Origin of the sequence: Kitasatospora sp. NPDC088391, from assembly GCF_044753345.1 — a bacterium.
Lineage (GTDB): Bacteria > Actinomycetota > Actinomycetes > Streptomycetales > Streptomycetaceae > Kitasatospora.
On sequence record NZ_JBIVNB010000004.1, the window covers coordinates 138,198 to 153,794 of the forward strand.

Sequence of the window (15,597 nt, forward strand, 5' to 3'; positions counted from 1 at the left end):
CGGCCGGGGCTGCCGGGCATTCCGGGAACCCGGGCCGGTCGGGAACGTGCACGCGGTGCGGCTGCCGACGGGCCTAGACTCGGCCGATGACCGAGATCCTCGACGACACCGAAGCGCTGTACCGGCCGCACCTCGACCTCTCCGCCCTCACGCTGAACGGCGTGGCCCTCGGCGCCCCGGCCGCCGACGTCCCGCGCCCGGGGATCGACGAGGCCCACTCCGCGCTGGTCGCCCGGTACCGGGGCGGGGACGACGTCGAGAGCGAGTACCAGGACGCCGAGGGACGGCCGTTGAGCCTCGACGAGGTGGTGGCGCACGTCGTCCGGTCGGACGGGGGCCTCTACTGCGTCGGCGGGTTCAGCTACAAGGTCGTGGGCGGCAGCGTGGTGGGCTTCGCCCTCTACGGTCCCGACCTGCACCGGCGCTTCCCCGGGCTGGCGTCCTACGAGCAGTTCCTCGCCGCGTTCGGCACCCCCGACCGGGTGCGCGAGGACGTCCAGTACGGCGACCTGATGGGCTACGACGCCTACTACTGGGGCGCGCGGAAGCACGTGGCCTGGGACGCCTGCGGCAACCGGGTGAGCCTGATCAACTTCGGTGACTTCGAAGGGAATTCGGCCCCGTGACGGGTCGGTCCAGACGGGCGGCGAGCCCGCGCAGGTAGTGGGCGGCGTCCGGGGCGCCCGCGTCCTGGGCACCGTGGCGGTGCAGGGCGGGCGTGCCGTCCGGGTGGAGGCGGACGGTGGTGGTGGCCCGGCGGGTCGTCGGCACTCCGGCGACCGGGTCCGGGGCCGGGTCCGGGTCCGGCAGGACGGGGACGGTCGGCGGGAACATCGCGAGGGCGTCGGCGGCGGTGGCGGCGGGCGGCTGCCCGGTCCGGTTGGCGCTGCTGACGTACAGCACCGGGTGCGGGTCCAGCAGCGGGCGCAGCGGCTCCCAGCGCGCCCCGAACAGCAGCATCCAGCCGTCCTGCACGGCCGGGGCCGCCCAGCCGGGCAGGGCGGCGTCGGCGCGGACGGGCAGCAGCACGGTGAGGTGCTCCTCCGTCAGCAGCCGGTGGACGAACGGGAGCCGGTCCGCCGGGAGGTCCCAGACCCCGTCCAGGGCGCGCCGGGTCTCCGGGTGGTGCGCCCAGAGCGCGACCGGCTGCGCGGCCGGGCGGCCCTTGGCCTCGTTCACCGCCGGGGCGCGGCGCCCGGCGACGACCCGGGTCAGCGGCGCCGGATTGGGCAGCACGACGGCGCGCCCGTCGCCCAGCGCGGCGGCGACCTCGGCGGCGGTGGCGGTGGCGGGGGCAGCGGCGGGGGTCCGGTTCATCGGTCGGCTCCGGGGGAGGGGACGGGCGCGGGCGTGTGGGTGAGGCCGTCCAGGTAGGCGGCGAAGTCGGCGTCCGGGACGACGGCCCGCCCGGTGCGGAAGGCCCGGGACTTGGCCCAGCCCAGCGCGGCCCGGGTCTGCGCCTCGTCCAGGCGGTGCCCGAGCCGGGCCGCGACCGCCGCGACCACCCGGGCGCTCGCCAACTGGGTCAGCAGCACCCGGGGTTCGACGCCCAGGACCTCGGCCGGGTCGTACGGCTGGAACAGCTCCGGGTGGACGAACGGCGTGCCGGTGGAGATCGTCCCCACGCCCGTGCCCACCACCGGCGTGGTGACGGTCAGCGGGACACCGGTCTCCTCCGCCACCATCCGGGCGATCGGCGGCAGCCGCCGCAGGTCCGGCGCCGTCCACCAGGGCCGGGCGTCCGGGCCGAGCAACTCGCCCGGATGCCGGGCGAGCAGCAGCAGGAGCTGCTCGGTGGCGACCATCCCGGCCCGCTCCGCCAGGCCCAGCCACGACGAGGACACCACCCGCACCCCCGCGGCCAGTGCCTGCAGGGTGTTCGCCAGGCCGAGCCCCAGGTCGTTGTGCAGGTGCGAACCGAGGACGGCCTCCGGCCCGGCCGCGGCGGCGACCTCCGCGAACATCCGCCCGCACTGCTGCGGGAGTTGGGCCCCCACCGTGTCGGCGAGCAGCACCAGGCCCGCGCCCGCCGCCGTCATCGCCGCGGCGGCCCCGCCCATCAGCGAGGTGTCGGCGCGGGAAGCGTCCGCGAGGCAGATGTCCACCGCGACGTCCGGGTCCAGGTCGCGGGCCGCCTTCACCAGGTCGACCCCGTCCAGCAGCGCCTGCGCGGCCGACCGGTGCACCATCACCCCCGCCATCGCCTCCGAGGCCGGCACCACCACCATCACCCGCGCGTGCCGACTGCCTCGCACCGCGGCCAGCGCCTGCGCGAGATCGCGGCGGTGGCCGCGACAGACCGCCGCCACCCCCACACTGCCCTCGGCCTCCACCGCGACCTGCCGGACCGCCTCGAACTCCTCGCCGCAGACGGCCGGGAAGCCCGCCGCGAACACCACGTGCCGGGGGCCGTCCGCCCCGAAGACCCGCCCGCTCTCCCGCGCCAACCGGACCCGGAACGCCCCCGACATCAACGTCTTCGCCTGCGCCCCGTCCCGCGCCGACTCCTCCCACACCACAACCCGGCCGGCCGCCGCCGACTCCCGCACCGCATCCACCCTCGCCCCTCCCGCCCCGGCCGATCCGCCACAGAACCTACCGGCCCGCCACGCCGCCGCACACGGCAGTACCGCCCGGTGGGGTGAGGTGGGACGGGAACGCTGCGCGGCGGGGGCGGAGAGGGATAGGGGGACGCGGCACACGGCAGTACCGCCCGGTGGGGTGAGGGAGAGACAGGAACGCTGCGCGGCAGGGGTGGAGAGGGATAGGGGGACGCGGCACACGGCAGTACCGCCCGGTGGGGTGAGGGAGAGACAGGAACGCTGCGCGGCGGGGGCGGCCCGCCGCAGCGCTGCCGGGTGGGGTGGGGGAACGTCTGAACTGCTGTGCGGCGGGGGGTGGGGAGTCGCAGGCGGGTGGTGCGGGGTGAGGGGGTGTCAGCCGCCCGGGTAGCGGGACCACCAGTGGGGGTCGCGGCCGGGGGAGTATTCGCTGCCGGCGGGGGAGTCGGTGAGTTCCTGGAGGAGGTCGCGGGCCAGGGTGTCGAGTTCCCAGGCGAGTTCGAGACGGCTGAGGAGGGGGACGGGGAGGGCGTCGATGCCGTGGGCGGCGCCGAGGAGGGCGCCGGTGGTGGTGGCGACGGAGGAGGCGTCGGGGGCGGTGGCGGCGTGGCGCAGGGCGGTTTCGACGGTGGCGCGGTCGGGGTGGCGGGTGACGACGAGGAGGGCGCCGAGGAGGGCGGAGACGGCGGTGGCGTCCGGGGCGAGGTCGGCGAACGGGGCGGGCGCGGCGGGGTCGCGGAGCAGGGCCAGGATGTCCGCGGGGGTGGCGCCGCCCGGCAGCGGGAGGCGGTGCAGCAGGTCGTGCAGCGGGTGTCCGGGCCCGGCGGGGGTGGTCGTCCAGGCCCGGAACGGGTCGGGGGTGACGAGGCAGTGGCCGACGAGTTCGGCGCCGGCGAGGGCCGCCTCCTGGGCGTCCGGCGCGCCGTGGGTGAGCGCGGCGGTCTCCCGGATCACCTGCTCCGCCCACTCGCCCTGGCCGCGGAGCAGCCAGAACAGTCCGAGCGGTAGGCCGCGGGTGAGGGCGTGCGCGCCCCGGCTCGGCCGGGCGGGTGCGGCGGGCCGGCCGGGTTCGGGGTCGGTGAAGGCGTCGACGGTCGCGGGCGCGTACCCGCGCCGTTCGCGCAGTGCCGGGACCTGGGCGAGCCAGCCGTCCAGCGGGCTCTCGGGGCGGACGCCCTGCAGGACGGCCCAGCGGGCGTAGGCGCTGCGGATCAGCGACGGTTCGTGGCAGATGCCCCGGTGGTTGCGCCGGACCGAGCCCCGGATCGTCCCCTCCACCGTGAACGCGGCCAGTTGGGTGGCCACGCCGGTCCGCAGCGGCCCGCCGGCCGGCCAGTTGCCGCGCACCACGCCCGCCGCGTCCCCGAGGGCCGCCCCGAGGACGAGCCCGCGCACCCGGGCCTCGTCCACCCGCACCGGCAGTGCCATGCCGCCCCCGTTCCCGTCGGTCGTCCGAGAGGGACACTCCATCACAGCGGCGGAGGGGAAGGGGGAGCGGGGCCGGGGGAAGGCGCGGGGCAACGGCGACAGGGGCGGGGCAGTGCCATGCCGTCGCCCCCGTTCCCGTCAGCGGTCCAGGAGTGACAGTCCCTCACAGCGCCGGAGGGGAGTGGGGCCCGGGCCGGGGCGCGGCAGCGGGGTTCAGGCGCCGTGCGGGACGATGGCGACCGGTGCGAGGCAGTGCTTGACGGCGGCGTGGGCGACCGGGCCGAGGTGGTGGCCGGGGCGGCCGACGACGACCAGGGCGGCGGTGTCGGCGGCTTCCAGCACGGCCCGGCCGGCGCCGCCGAGGGCGGTCTCGACGGTCAGTTCGACGTCCGGGTGGGCGGCCGCCCGGGCCGCCGTGACGCGGGCCAGCTCCTCGCGGAGGGCGGCGTCCTGGACGTCGGTGTCGGTGATCGGCGGCATCCAGCCGGGGACGGCCGCCGACCAGAGCGGCACCATGTCCCAGCCGTGCACGGCCCGGACCCGGCCGCCGAGCCGTCCGGCCCCTTCGAGGGCGAACTCGACGGCGGCCGCGGACTCCTCGCCGGCCAGGCCGACCACCACCTCCGGCGGTCCCGCCGGGGCCGGGAGGGGCTCCTCGCGGACCAGCACCACCGGCCGTCCGGCCCGGGCCGCGACGGCCAGCGCCACCGAGCCCGCCAGCATCCCGGACAGGCCGCCCGGCCCGTGCGAGCCCAGGACCACCAGGTCGTAGTGCTCGGCCACCGCGACCAGGGCGTCCGCGGGGTCGCCCGCGCCGGTCCGGGTGAACACCACCAGACCGGGGTGGCGCGCCGCCAGGCCGACCGCCAGCGCTTCCAGTTCGGCCAGCTCGGCGGACTGCGCCGGGTCCAGTGACTCGTCCGCCTCCGGGTCGTTCAGGCCCAGCCACGGCCAGGCCCGGAACACCGTCAGCTCCGCGCCCCGGCGTCCCGCCTCGGCGGCGGCCCACTCCACCGCGGCCAGGGACTGCGCCGAACCGTCGTACCCGGCGACGACCCCGGGCGCGGTCTCCCGCACCGTCTCCGGCAGCGCCCCGGGCACTGCCTCCGGGGCCACCTCCGGGGCGGCCTCCGGCACTGCCGTCGCCGTCGCCGTCGTCACCGGCACCGTCTGCTCCGCCGTCTCCTGCATCTTCCGCGTCTCCTCTCCTCCGGACGGCCCGTCCGCCGCCCCCGCCCGGTGCGCGACTCGGCCCCGGGCACCGCCTCGGCTACCCCGGGCGGGCCGCCGCATGCCGGTCCCCGTGATCTCCGCCCGGCGGGCGACCCGTCCGGCGTAGCGTGCCGGTATGACCACCGAAACCGCCGACCCGTCCGCCGACCCGACCGTCGACCCGACCACCGGGGCCGGGCGCAACACCGAGGCCGGGCGCAACACCGAGACCGTCCGCCGCTACCTGCGGGTCTTCGAGACCAGGAACGTCGCCGAACTCGCCGAACTGGTCGCCGAGGACGTGCTGGTGCACGGCGCGGGCATCCACGGGCGGGGGCGGCACCTGCCGGAGGGGGCCGTGCTGACCCCGGGCCTGTCGAACTGCCGGGTCCGGGTCGACGACCTGGCCGCCGCCGGGGACCGGGTCACCGTCGCCTTCACGCTCACCTACACGCACGACCGCACCGGCCGCGACCTCACCATGACCGGGCTGAAGTCGTACCGGCTGGACGGGGGCCGGATCGTCGAGTTCTGGGGCGAGACCGACCTGTACGGGCTGCTCCGGCAGGCCGGGCTGGTCCCCGAGCGGATACCGCCGTTCTGAGCGGGCCCCGGCGGGGGCGGGGGTTTGCGCCACGCGGGTGAGCGTGCCGGGGCCGGGGGGCGAGGTCCCCGGGGGCGGGCGGGGCGGATGCCACAGTGTCGGACGTCCGATCATCCGACCGAGGACGGTGCGCAGCGGTGTCCCGTGGAACCCCCCGCTCCTGGCGGGCCGCCGCCCTGCTGGTGGCAACCCTGGTGCTGGCCCCGGCAGTTCCGGCCGCCGCCGACCCCGTCCCGGTCCCCGGGGCGCAGGCCTCGGCCGCGGCGGGGACCGGGACGGGGGAGGCCGCGCTCGACCGGCTGGCGAAGGACGTCGAGGACGCCCGGCACGCCGCCGAGGCCGCCGAGCAGCGCTACACCGCCGCCGCCGGGCAGTTGACGGACCGTCGGGCCGCCGCCGCGACCGCCGCCGCGCAGGCCGGGGCGGAGCGCGACCGGGTCGCCGAGGCCGAGACGGAGGCCGCCCGGATGGTCGGCGCGCAGTACCGCAGCGGCGGACTCGGCCCGCTGGCCCGGCTGTTCCTCGCCGACCGCCCCGAGGACTTCCTGGACCGGCAGCAGCAGGACGGCTCGCACGCCCACAGCGCCGCGAACGTGCTGCGCCAACTCCAGGACGCCCGCAACCGGCTGGTGCTCGCCGCGGAGCAGGCCCAGCAGGCCGAGCGCTCGGCCGCCGGCTCGGCGGCCGACGCCCAGCGGGCCCTGGACGAGGCGAAGGCCCTGCAGGCCCGGACCGAGCAGCTCCTCGCCTCCGCGACCGCCGAACAGCTCGGCCTGCTCGAACAGCGGGAGAGCGCGCTCGCCGACCGGGCCCGCGAACAGCTGCTCGCCGCCGGGGCGTTCGGGCCGGGCGGCGAGGCGTCGGCGGCGGGCCGCCGGGCGATCGCGTTCGCGCTCGCCCAGATCGGCAAGCCCTACCTGTGGGGCGGCACCGGCCCGGACGCCTTCGACTGCTCCGGCCTCACCTCGCAGGCCTGGCGGGCGGCGGGGACCGCGATCCCGCGCACCAGCCAGGAGCAGTGGGCGGGCCTGCACCGGGTCGCCCTGCGCGACCTCCGCCCCGGCGACCTGGTGATCTACCACGCGGACGCCGGCCACGTCGCCCTCTACCTGGGCGGCGGCACCGTCGTGCACGCCCCGCACACCGGCACCGTGGTCAAGCTCGCCCCGATCACCATGCTCCCGATCCTGGGCGCGGTCCGCCCCGACCCGGACGCCCCCGCGCAGCCGGGCCCGTCGCCCTCGCCGTCGCCCTCGCCCTGACGGGGGCTCACTGGCGCTTGGCGGTGGTCTCCGGGGTGATGGTGTAGACCTCGATCTCGCCGAGGTACAGCAGGTCGTCGAGGTACTCGTCGAGGTCGTCGTAGAGGAGGTTCTCGGTCCAGGTGCGGTGGGCCATGATCCAGGCGGCGAGGGCCTCGCGGTCGCCGGCCTGGAGGAGGCGGTCGAGGGCGGCCTGGGCGGTGCGGGCCTCGGCGGGGGTGATGGTGTCGTGGCGGCCGTCGGCGGCGCGGGCCAGGGTGGCGTCGATCTCGTCGCCGTAGCGCTGGACGGTCTGCAGGGCGAGCTGCCGCTTCATCGCGGCGGCGGTGAGGATGCCGAAGGGGTGGGAGGCGAAGGTGCCGTCGGGGAGTTTGACGGTGTTCTCGCGTTCGAAGTCGGTGCCCTCGGCCCTCGGGTCGGAGTTGACGAAGGCGACCCGGCTGCCGGGCGGCGCGGCGAGCAGCAGCGCGTCGTCCGGGGTGGTGACGGTGGATTCGCCGGTCTGGCCGCGGTCGCTCGCGGGGGTGCGCAGGCGCAGTTCGCCGCCGTGCGTGGTGCGGTACCAGAGTTTGGCGTGGGTGAGGCCGGTGGAGTCGTGCTCCTTCAGCAGGAAGGGGCGGCGGGCGGTCCGGTCGAACTCGGCGGGGCCGAGGGCGACGGCCCGGGCGGCGAGCTGGACGGCCTGCACGAAGGTCGCGCAGTCCAGGGTCCAGGTGCCGGAGGTGGCGGCGAGGTCGAGCAGGGCGGCGTGCGGCGAGCGGTTGTTGTTGAGCTGGAGGTAGGCGTCGTCGCCGACGCCCTGCTGGGTCCAGTTCAGCCGGTTGTACGCCTTGGGCGTGCCGCTGTTCTCGAAGCGCGGGCGGCCGGCCAGGATGCGGCGGGCCAGGATGTCGATCTGGGCCCGGTACTTGTAGGCGTAACTGTCGCCCGCCACCAGGCAGCCGCCGAGGCTGAGCAGGACGGCGTCGGTGGAGGCGTAGTCGGTCCGGGTGAGTTCGGGCAGCGCGGCCACGTACTCGTCGTGCCAGACCACGGCACTGCCCACCGGGGCCGCCAACTGGCGGAGCAGGTCGAGGAGTTGCTGCCCGGTGTACTGCTGACCGGCAACGGTGTACATGCGATGGCCCCCCATCGGTCGCAAGGATGTCCCCCGGACGGTGACGCTAGTGACGCCCCGTCGGCCTGTCCACCGGGTCGGACGGGGCGGCCGGGGCGCGCCGGAGCGGGCCCGGCGGCGGGCGCGCGCCCGGCGCGCGGGGCCCGACCGGAGCGGGCACCGGATGTCGGGTGCGGCAGGGTGGGGGCTCCGTAACGTCGGTGGCGCAAGGGAAAACGGGAGGAGGCCGGGGTGCTGGAGCGGTTGAACCTGGCGATGGAGTACGTCGAGGAACACCTGGACGGGCGGATCGAGGCGGCCGAGCTGGCGCGGATCGCGGTCACGTCGGAGTACCACTTCCGGCGGCTGTTCTCCTCGCTGGCGGGCATGCCGCTGTCGGAGTACGTCCGGCGGCGCCGGCTCACCGTCGCGGGCGCCGAGGTGCTGGCGGGGGAACCGACCCTGCTGGAGATCGCCGTCCGGTACGGCTACACCTCGGGGGAGGCGTTCGCCCGGGCGTTCCGCGCCGTGCACGGGGTCGGCCCCGGCGAGGCGCGACGCCCCGGCGCGGCGCTGAACGCGCAGCCCCGGCTGTCCTTCCGTCTCGTCGTCGAAGGGAGCACCACCATGCGGTACCGCATCGTGCAGAAGGAAGCGTTCCGGGTCGTGGGCAGCAAGGCCCGCGTCCCCCTGATCCACGAAGGGGTCAACCCGCACATCGCGGAGCACATCCGCGGCATCCCGCCGGAGACCATGCTGCGGATCGCGGCGCTCTCCGATCAGGACCCGGAGGGCGTGGTCTCGGCGACCGTCCGGCTGCCGGACCCGTCCGGGAGGGACGGCTTCGAGGAGGGCAGCGAACTCGACTACTACCAGGCCGTGGTGACGAACCGTCAGGACGTTCCGGCGGACCTGGACGTACTGGAGTGCCCGGCGGGCAGCTGGGCGGTGTTCGAGAACACCGGGCCGTTCCCGGAGGCGCTGCAGCGGATGTGGGGCGAGGTCGCGGCGCAGTGGATGCCGTCGAACCCGTACGAGTACCGGCCGGGCCCGGAGATCCTGCGGACCCGCGCGCTGCCGGAGGACCCGGCGCAGTCGGTGTCGCAGCTGTGGGTCCCGGTGCTGCGGACCGCGAGGTAGCGCGGGACGGCGGGGTCGGCCGGGGGCGGGTCGGGGATCGGTGGCGGGGCTCCTGCGGGCCCCGGGGCTTCGAACGCCCCGGGGCCCGGGCCCGGTGCGGTCAGGCCGCGGTGGCGGCGACCGGTCGGCGGGCGCGCAGCACGGCGAGGCCGGCGGCGACCGCCAGGGTGGCGGCGCCGAGCACGCCGACCGCGCCCGCCAGGCTGCCGGCCGGCTTCGCCGCGCCCAGCAGGATCAGCGGGCAGACGAACTCGCCGAGGAAGAAGGCGCTGTTCCACAGGCCGGTGCCGCGCCCCCGGTCGGCGGCGCCCAGCAGGACCATGGTGCGGGTGATCAGGGTGGGCAGCAGCATGCCGCCGCCCAGGCAGTTGACGACCGCGCCGGCCACCAGCAGCGGCACGCTGTCGGCGACGGCGATGACGCCGAAGCCGAGTGCGCAGAGCGTGAGGACGGCGGGCAGCAGGCGCTCGGCCCGGTCGGTGAGCCGGGTGAAGGCGACGGCGCCGACCACGGTGGCGACGCTGGCGATCGCGGTGCACAGGCCGATGGTGGCGGGCGCGGTGGTGCCGAGGTCGTCGAGCAGGAAGGACGTCTCGACCGGCACGGTGTAGAACACGATCGCGCCGAAGAAGGTCAGCGCGCAGGGCGCCAGCAGGCGGCGCAGCAGCGGGGCGCGCCCACCGGCGGCGGCCCGGGCGGTGCCCTGCGCGCGGCCGACGGCGGGGCGCAGGTACCGGCCGAGCAGCGGGGCGAGCAGCAGGCCGACGGCGTACGCCCAGAACGGGGCGCGCCAGCCGGCCGAACCGGCCGCGCCGCCCAGGGCGAAGAACGCGGTGGCGGAGATCGAGGCGCACATGGCCTGCAGGGCGAGGTACTTCTCGCGCTGCTTGCCGGACCAGTAGTCGCCGATCAGGGTGGTGCAGCAGGTCATGATGGCGGACTCGGCGATGCCGACCAGGACCCGGCTGGCGACGATCGCGGGCAGCGAGTCCAGCCACAGCGGGGCGGTGCCGACGATCGCGTACAGCACGGTGGCGACCACCAGCAGGCGGTGGCGGCCGAGCCGGTCGATGATCGCGCCCGCGAACGGGGCCATCACCGCCAGCGACAGCGCGGGGATCGTCAGCGCCATCGGGGCGAGGGCGTCCGCGCCGGGGGTGGCCGCGAAGTGCTCCTGCAGCTTCGGCAGCACGGGGGCGATCAGCACGGCGCCCAGGATCGGCAGGCAGCTGCCCGCCATCAGCAGGACCGCGGTCAGCCGGGGACGGGCCAGTGCGACGGGGGCGGCCTCAGTGGCTTCAGTGGCCTCGGCGGCCTCGGACGCGGTGGCCGGGGCGGCCTCGGGCGCGGGGGCCGACGCGGCGTCGGTGGGTATGGCGGGGGGCATGGCTGCTCCGTTTCGGGGGCGGACACGTACCGCCCGGACGGCGACGGCGGTGGCGCGCACCCGGGCGCACCGGAACGGGGGGCTCCGGAGCAGAGGCCATCGTGGGGCCAGGACGGGGCGCGGGGGAAGCCCGCCGTGATCATTTGTCCCGATATTCGCCATCAGTCCCCCGGCCGGACAGGTTTCACGGCCCGTCAGGCGGAGCCTCCGCGCACCGCCCGGCCGACCCCGTTACGGTGGCGGGGACACCCGGGAGAGCTCCCGGAGACACCCGAGGACATCCCCAGGACATCCCGAGGAGGCCCCGCCGTGGCGGTCCGCCGGCTGGACAACGTGCTCATCGTCGTCGAGGACCTGGACGCCGTCGTCGCGTTCTTCGTCGAGATCGGCCTGGAGCTGGAGGGCAGCGGCCCGCTCGACTGGCCCGGCGCGGAGCGCGTCATCGGCCTCACCGGTGTCCGCCAGGACGTCGCGATGCTGCGGGTGCCCGGCGGCCACGGCCGGGTGGAGCTCGCCAGGTTCCACCGGCCGCCCGCCGTCCGGTCCGGGCCCGTCGACGCCCCTGCGAACACCCTCGGCCTGCGCCGCGTCATGTTCGCCGTCGACGAGCTCGACGACCTGCTGGCCCGCCTGCGGCGCGGCCACGGCGCCGAGCTGGTCGGCGAGGTGGTGCCCTACGAGGACCTGTTCCGGCTCTGCTACGTCCGCGGCCCCGAGGGCATCGTGGTCGGCCTCGCCGAGGAACTGCGCTGACGCACCGTCCTCGCCCACGGCCCGGAGCGGGGCACCCGGAGGGCCGTCCGCCACGCCGGACCCGACCCGCCGCCGCTGCCCGACTCCCCGCTGCCCCGCCGGGACCGGGGCCGGCGCCGACGCCCCGTCAGGCCGTCAGCGCGGCGATCGGCCCGGCGATCCCGCCGACGTACAGGGTGCTGCCGACGACCACCGGGGCGGCGTTGACCGCCGAGGTGGTGCCGGGGAAGGAGTACGTCCACAGCACGGCGCCGGTGGTGGCGTTGAAGGCCGTCAGGGTGTGGCCGCCCGCCCCGTAGTAGACGCTGCTGCCGGAGACCAGCGGCGACACGCCCGCCTGCGAGCCGCCCGCGCTGCCGCTCCACAGCTCGGCCCCGGTGGCGGCGTTCAGCGCGGCGACCGGCCCGCCGATACCGCCGACGTAGACGGTGCTGCCGACGACCGTCGGCGCCGCGTTGACGCTGTAGCCGAGGGCGAAGGAGTACGTCCAACGGGTCGCGCCGGTGGTGGCGTTGAAGGCCGTCAGGGTGTGGCCGCCCGCCCCGTAGTAGACCGTGCTGCCGGAGACCAGCGGCGGGACGCCCGCCTGCGAGCCGCCCGCGCTGCCGCTCCACAGCTCGGCCCCGGTGGCGGGGTTCAGGGCGGCGATCCCGCCGCCGACGCCGCCGACGTACAGGGTGGTGCCGACGACCACCGGCGCGGCGTTCACCGCCGTCCCGAAACCGGGGAAGGAGTACGTCCACAGCACGGCCCCGGTGGTGGCGTTGAAGGCGGTCAGCGCGGACCCGCCCGCCCCGTAGTAGGCGATGCCGCCGGAGACCACCGGCGGCACGCCCGCCTGCGAGCTGCCCGCGCTGCCCATCCACAGGACCGCGCCGGTGGCGGCGTTCAGCGCGGCGATCGGCCCGGCGATGCCGCCGACGTACAGGGTGCTGCCGACGATCACCGGGGCGGCGTTGACCGCCGAGGTGGTGCCGGGGAAGGAGTACGTCCACAGCACGGCGCCGGTGGTGGCGTTGAAGGCGGTCAGGGTGTGCCCGCCCGCCCCGTAGTAGGCGATCCCGCCGGACACCACCGGCGGGACGCCCGCCTGCGAGCCGCCGGTGCTCCCCGTCCACAGGACGGCGCCCGGGACGGCGGCGGCCGGGCCGGCGCCGAGGAACAGGGTCAGCAGGGCGGCCAGCAGGGGGCCGAGGACGCGCAGCCGTTTCATCCGACTCTCCCCAGGGCGGGAACCAACTGTCTTGTGCAGCAAGAGACTTGCCGACGCCAGCGGCTCCAGGGTGCGGCCCGGCCCCGCCCCGGTCAATCCGACCATGGGCGGAGCCGGGCCACCCGCCGCTACTGCTGGACCCGGCCCTGCAGGGCCTTCGACAGATCCGCCACGCACGCCGCCAGCTGAGGAGTCGTCAACTGCCCCGGATCGGAGCCGCAGTTCGCCCCCTGCGCCGGTCCGGACGAGGGGGCGGCCGACGGCGAGGGCGCCGGGGTCGGCTGGCCGCCCGGCGCGGCGATGCTGCCGTTCAACGCCACCAGGTTGGGCGTCACCGTGGCGTCGCCGGACAGGTCGATGTAGTCCTGGGTCTGCCCGTTGAAGTCCACGAAGCCCCGCCACATGTCCGTCCCGAACGGCACGATCTCCTGCAGCGCCCCGCCCTGCCCGGCACTGATCGTGATCGCCGTCCGCTGCGCCATGTACGACACCATCCGGCTGGCCAGCACGTCCAGGTTCACCGACGGGGCGTTGTCGGCCCGCACGTACACGTGCAGGTCGTTCAGCCCGGTGCCGACGGTGTCGGCCCGCAGCACCGCGAACGCCACCACCAGCTGGGACGAACTCTCCCGCGGCACCAGCGGCGTGACGTAGTACAGGTGCCCGTCGCTCTCCGAACGCAGCAGGAACTCGCCCGGGTTGGTGGCGTTGGTCGACGCCGAGGTGTGGTCGTAGCCGAAGCCCCGGTCGTCCTTCGCGCCGCGCCCGGCCAGCCACTGCACCTCGTGGATCTGCTCCCGCACCACCGAGGCCGGGTACACCCCGCCCGGCAGCTCGCCCGCCGCCACCTTCTCCCGGTACGTCACCGCCGGGTGCCCGTCCGCCGAACCCCGCAGCTCCAGCACGCCGGCCGGCTCCAGCACCGTCCGCTGCTTCCACGCCACCTGCCGGGTCACCGAGACCACCACCACCGGCTGCGCCGTCCGCACGTCCGGCCCGTCGCAGTAGCCCCAGATGTCCTGGTCGCTGTAGAGCAGGTCGGGGAAGCGCTCGGCCAGCAGGTTGCGCAGGCTGACCGCCCCCGTGCCGCCGAACGCCCGGTCGAAAGCGTGGTCGTCGCGGAACGTGCAGCTCGCCACCTCGTTCGTCCGGCCGTCCCAGACCGCGACGCCCTCCAACGGCGTTTCGTCCGACCCGTCCAGGACTGCGGTCCACCGGCCCGACCCCCGCCCGTCCGGCAGGTAGTGCAGGCTGTGCCCGAGCAGTTGGACGCCCGAGGCCAGGCCCGCGCTGTCGGTCAGCGCCTTGGTCGCCGCCGCGTACGAGGCGGTCCGCGCCTCGAACCGGAAGTCCGGCATCGGCTCCGTCTTCACGCAGGCCGGCACGTCCGCGGCGCCCACCAGGTCGCAGCGCCTGCCGTCGCCCGGCTTCGCGCCCTCCGTCACCGGCAGCACCGAACGCGGCGTACCCGCCCCCGTGCCCGGAACGTCCAGCACCGTCGCCGAGGCGTAGAACCGGCCCACGTCCTTGTCGTCGTCCCACAACCCGGTCCCCGCCCGCACCAGCGAGGCCACCACCGCCAGCACCGTCACCGCCACGGTCAGCCGCCAACGCCACCCGCGCGTGCTGACGCCCGTCTCCGACGCCACCAGGGACCAGCCGAACGCCGTGCCGACCAGGCCCGCCGCCACCCAGAACCAGAACAGCGGCGCCGCGTCCCACGGCCCGCCGTGCGGGAAGAACTCCTGCCGGATCAGCAGCACGTAGCTCTGGTCCTGCTGCCCGAACCCGCCGAACACGAAGTGCTTGACCACCCACACCAGCAGGGCGACCAGCGGCATCCACAGCCACCAGGCCGCCAACCCCAACAGGGTGTTCCGTATCTCACGCCGAGACATGCCCACTCCTCCCCGTGACCCGCCCCCACAGGAAGAGTGACACCCGCCACCGTCAACCGTGCGTGATTTTCACCAGATTTGAGGGTTCGTCAGATCTTCGGACGGGGAGGAGGCCGCCGGGCACCGGTGCCCGTGGCCATGTCAGACGATCGAACGAAGTACGGGGGAACGTCGTGCCCATCCTCTCGAAGCTGCCCGGGCTCCGCCGCGGCATCGCCGTGGCCACCGCCGGGTTCTCGCTCGCCGCCGGCGCCACCTTCCTCGGTGCCGTCCCCGCCCACGCCGACGCCCAGCGGTGCGGCACCGTGAACCAGGGTGGCGCCGACGGCTCGCCCTGGAACCGGTGGAAGCTCACCCCCTGCATCGTCCAGGCCAATGACGGGGGCTTCTACACCACCACCTACCTGACCGGCGGCACCACCGACGTCCGGGTGTACAGCGGCGTCTACGACTCCTGCAACGGCGTCACGTACGGCATCAACGGCGACTCGAACGCCAACCACTACTACGTCGGCCAGTCCGGCTGGTTCACCACCGGCGAGGTCTACGGCCTGCACTGCGCGAACGGCCTGTGGGCCATCTCCCGGGTCTCCAGCAACGGCAACGGCTCGCCCTGGGCCTGGTCGACCGGCATCGGCGCGTCGTAGCCCGCCCCGGTCAGGCGAGTTCGCCGCCGGACAGGCCGGGGAAGGCGTAGCCCTCCGTCTCGTCCCACGGGACGTCCAGGTCGTCCAGGTGGACGTGCCAGTCCGCGTCCGGGACGGCGCGGCGCAGGGCGGTGACGGAGCCCAGGACGGCCGCCAGGGCGGGCAGCATCCGTTCGGGGTCGGACGGCAGCTTGGTGGAGCCGTGCACGACGTGCTCGGAGTCGCCCTCGTACAGGCAGAGGGACTCCTCGTCCGGGAACGGGAAGGCGGTGGCGCTGTCGGCCGCGACCCGCCCGACCGCCGCCGTCTCGGCGGCGGTCAGGGCGGTGGCGCGACTGGCGGAGTAGTACACGGAGACGCTCATGGGGCCGAGCGTACGACGGGGGTCCGACGCTC

At 75.8% G+C, this 15,597-nt stretch carries 15 protein-coding genes; 6 read left to right on the plus strand and 9 right to left on the minus strand.

What is annotated here, in order from left to right; genetic code table 11:
- Window positions 1–86: 86 nt before the first annotated feature.
- Window positions 87–626 carry a hypothetical protein gene (locus ACIQBJ_RS13675; protein WP_400708413.1) on the plus strand — a complete coding sequence of 180 codons (540 nt, stop codon included), beginning with the start codon at window positions 87–89 and terminating at the stop codon, window positions 624–626.
- Here ACIQBJ_RS13675 and ACIQBJ_RS13680 read toward each other — a convergent pair.
- From ACIQBJ_RS13680 to ACIQBJ_RS13695, 4 genes are all read right to left on the minus strand, one after another.
- On the minus strand, window positions 589–1,317 hold the full coding sequence (locus ACIQBJ_RS13680) for a hypothetical protein (protein WP_400708415.1): 729 nt from the start codon (window positions 1,315–1,317) through the stop codon (window positions 589–591). The two genes, ACIQBJ_RS13675 and ACIQBJ_RS13680, sit on opposite strands and share 38 nt — an antisense overlap.
- Entirely contained in the window at window positions 1,314–2,558 is a 1,245-nt protein-coding gene (locus ACIQBJ_RS13685) for a 2-isopropylmalate synthase (protein WP_400708417.1), read from the minus strand. Before ACIQBJ_RS13685 ends, ACIQBJ_RS13680 begins: the two co-directional genes overlap by 4 nt.
- A gap of 378 nt (window positions 2,559–2,936) precedes the next feature.
- Window positions 2,937–3,989, minus strand: a complete 1,053-nt coding sequence (locus tag ACIQBJ_RS13690; RefSeq protein WP_400708419.1) for an ADP-ribosylglycohydrolase family protein — start codon at window positions 3,987–3,989, stop codon at window positions 2,937–2,939.
- Between the two features lie 213 nt (window positions 3,990–4,202).
- Window positions 4,203–5,180, minus strand: a complete 978-nt coding sequence (locus tag ACIQBJ_RS13695) for a universal stress protein (RefSeq protein WP_400708421.1) — start codon at window positions 5,178–5,180, stop codon at window positions 4,203–4,205.
- Window positions 5,181–5,337: 157 nt separating this feature from the next.
- Between ACIQBJ_RS13695 and ACIQBJ_RS13700 the strand changes: the two genes are divergently transcribed.
- The gene (locus ACIQBJ_RS13700; RefSeq protein ID WP_400708423.1) at window positions 5,338–5,805 is read left to right on the plus strand and encodes an ester cyclase; all 468 of its coding nucleotides are present in this window, start codon (window positions 5,338–5,340) and stop codon (window positions 5,803–5,805) included.
- Window positions 5,806–5,942: 137 nt separating this feature from the next.
- Window positions 5,943–7,067 (plus strand): NlpC/P60 family protein, encoded by a 1,125-nt coding sequence (locus ACIQBJ_RS13705; protein ID WP_400708425.1) that lies wholly within the window; start codon window positions 5,943–5,945, stop codon window positions 7,065–7,067.
- A gap of 7 nt (window positions 7,068–7,074) precedes the next feature.
- Here the strand turns inward: ACIQBJ_RS13705 and ACIQBJ_RS13710 are convergent, their stop codons facing one another.
- Complete coding sequence (locus tag ACIQBJ_RS13710) at window positions 7,075–8,184, minus strand: hypothetical protein (protein WP_400708427.1); 1,110 nt, start codon at window positions 8,182–8,184, stop codon at window positions 7,075–7,077.
- A gap of 231 nt (window positions 8,185–8,415) precedes the next feature.
- Between ACIQBJ_RS13710 and ACIQBJ_RS13715 the strand changes: the two genes are divergently transcribed.
- On the plus strand, window positions 8,416–9,303 hold the full coding sequence (locus tag ACIQBJ_RS13715; protein WP_400708429.1) for a GyrI-like domain-containing protein: 888 nt from the start codon (window positions 8,416–8,418) through the stop codon (window positions 9,301–9,303).
- 100 nt (window positions 9,304–9,403) lie between these two features.
- Here ACIQBJ_RS13715 and ACIQBJ_RS13720 read toward each other — a convergent pair whose 3' ends face one another.
- Window positions 9,404–10,690 carry an MFS transporter gene (locus tag ACIQBJ_RS13720; RefSeq protein ID WP_400708431.1) on the minus strand — a complete coding sequence of 429 codons (1,287 nt, stop codon included), beginning with the start codon at window positions 10,688–10,690 and terminating at the stop codon, window positions 9,404–9,406.
- A gap of 309 nt (window positions 10,691–10,999) precedes the next feature.
- Here ACIQBJ_RS13720 and ACIQBJ_RS13725 point away from each other — a divergent pair, with 309 nt between their 5' ends.
- Window positions 11,000–11,443 carry a VOC family protein gene (locus ACIQBJ_RS13725; protein ID WP_400708433.1) on the plus strand — a complete coding sequence of 148 codons (444 nt, stop codon included), beginning with the start codon at window positions 11,000–11,002 and terminating at the stop codon, window positions 11,441–11,443.
- A gap of 127 nt (window positions 11,444–11,570) precedes the next feature.
- Here the strand turns inward: ACIQBJ_RS13725 and ACIQBJ_RS13730 are convergent, their stop codons facing one another.
- On the minus strand, window positions 11,571–12,656 hold the full coding sequence (locus ACIQBJ_RS13730; protein ID WP_400708435.1) for a PQQ-binding-like beta-propeller repeat protein: 1,086 nt from the start codon (window positions 12,654–12,656) through the stop codon (window positions 11,571–11,573).
- Between the two features lie 128 nt (window positions 12,657–12,784).
- On the minus strand, window positions 12,785–14,554 hold the full coding sequence (locus tag ACIQBJ_RS13735) for a hypothetical protein (RefSeq protein ID WP_400708437.1): 1,770 nt from the start codon (window positions 14,552–14,554) through the stop codon (window positions 12,785–12,787).
- A gap of 173 nt (window positions 14,555–14,727) precedes the next feature.
- On the opposite strand from ACIQBJ_RS13735, the gene ACIQBJ_RS13740 reads away from it, so the two are divergent.
- Complete coding sequence (locus ACIQBJ_RS13740) at window positions 14,728–15,201, plus strand: hypothetical protein (protein WP_400708439.1); 474 nt, start codon at window positions 14,728–14,730, stop codon at window positions 15,199–15,201.
- 10 nt (window positions 15,202–15,211) lie between these two features.
- Here the strand turns inward: ACIQBJ_RS13740 and ACIQBJ_RS13745 are convergent, their stop codons facing one another.
- On the minus strand, window positions 15,212–15,565 hold the full coding sequence (locus ACIQBJ_RS13745) for a hypothetical protein (RefSeq protein ID WP_400708441.1): 354 nt from the start codon (window positions 15,563–15,565) through the stop codon (window positions 15,212–15,214).
- Window positions 15,566–15,597: the final 32 nt, after the last annotated feature.

Coding starts and splice junctions, on each gene's coding strand:
- ACIQBJ_RS13675 (WP_400708413.1), top strand. CDS start 87: ATGACCGAGATCCTCGACGACACCGAAGCGCTGTACCGGCCGCACCTC.
- ACIQBJ_RS13680 (WP_400708415.1), bottom strand. CDS start 1,317: ATGAACCGGACCCCCGCCGCTGCCCCCGCCACCGCCACCGCCGCCGAG.
- ACIQBJ_RS13690 (WP_400708419.1), bottom strand. CDS start 3,989: ATGGCACTGCCGGTGCGGGTGGACGAGGCCCGGGTGCGCGGGCTCGTC.
- ACIQBJ_RS13695 (WP_400708421.1), bottom strand. CDS start 5,180: ATGCAGGAGACGGCGGAGCAGACGGTGCCGGTGACGACGGCGACGGCG.
- ACIQBJ_RS13700 (WP_400708423.1), top strand. CDS start 5,338: ATGACCACCGAAACCGCCGACCCGTCCGCCGACCCGACCGTCGACCCG.
- ACIQBJ_RS13710 (WP_400708427.1), bottom strand. CDS start 8,184: ATGTACACCGTTGCCGGTCAGCAGTACACCGGGCAGCAACTCCTCGAC.
- ACIQBJ_RS13720 (WP_400708431.1), bottom strand. CDS start 10,690: ATGCCCCCCGCCATACCCACCGACGCCGCGTCGGCCCCCGCGCCCGAG.
- ACIQBJ_RS13730 (WP_400708435.1), bottom strand. CDS start 12,656: ATGAAACGGCTGCGCGTCCTCGGCCCCCTGCTGGCCGCCCTGCTGACC.
- ACIQBJ_RS13735 (WP_400708437.1), bottom strand. CDS start 14,554: ATGTCTCGGCGTGAGATACGGAACACCCTGTTGGGGTTGGCGGCCTGG.
- ACIQBJ_RS13745 (WP_400708441.1), bottom strand. CDS start 15,565: ATGAGCGTCTCCGTGTACTACTCCGCCAGTCGCGCCACCGCCCTGACC.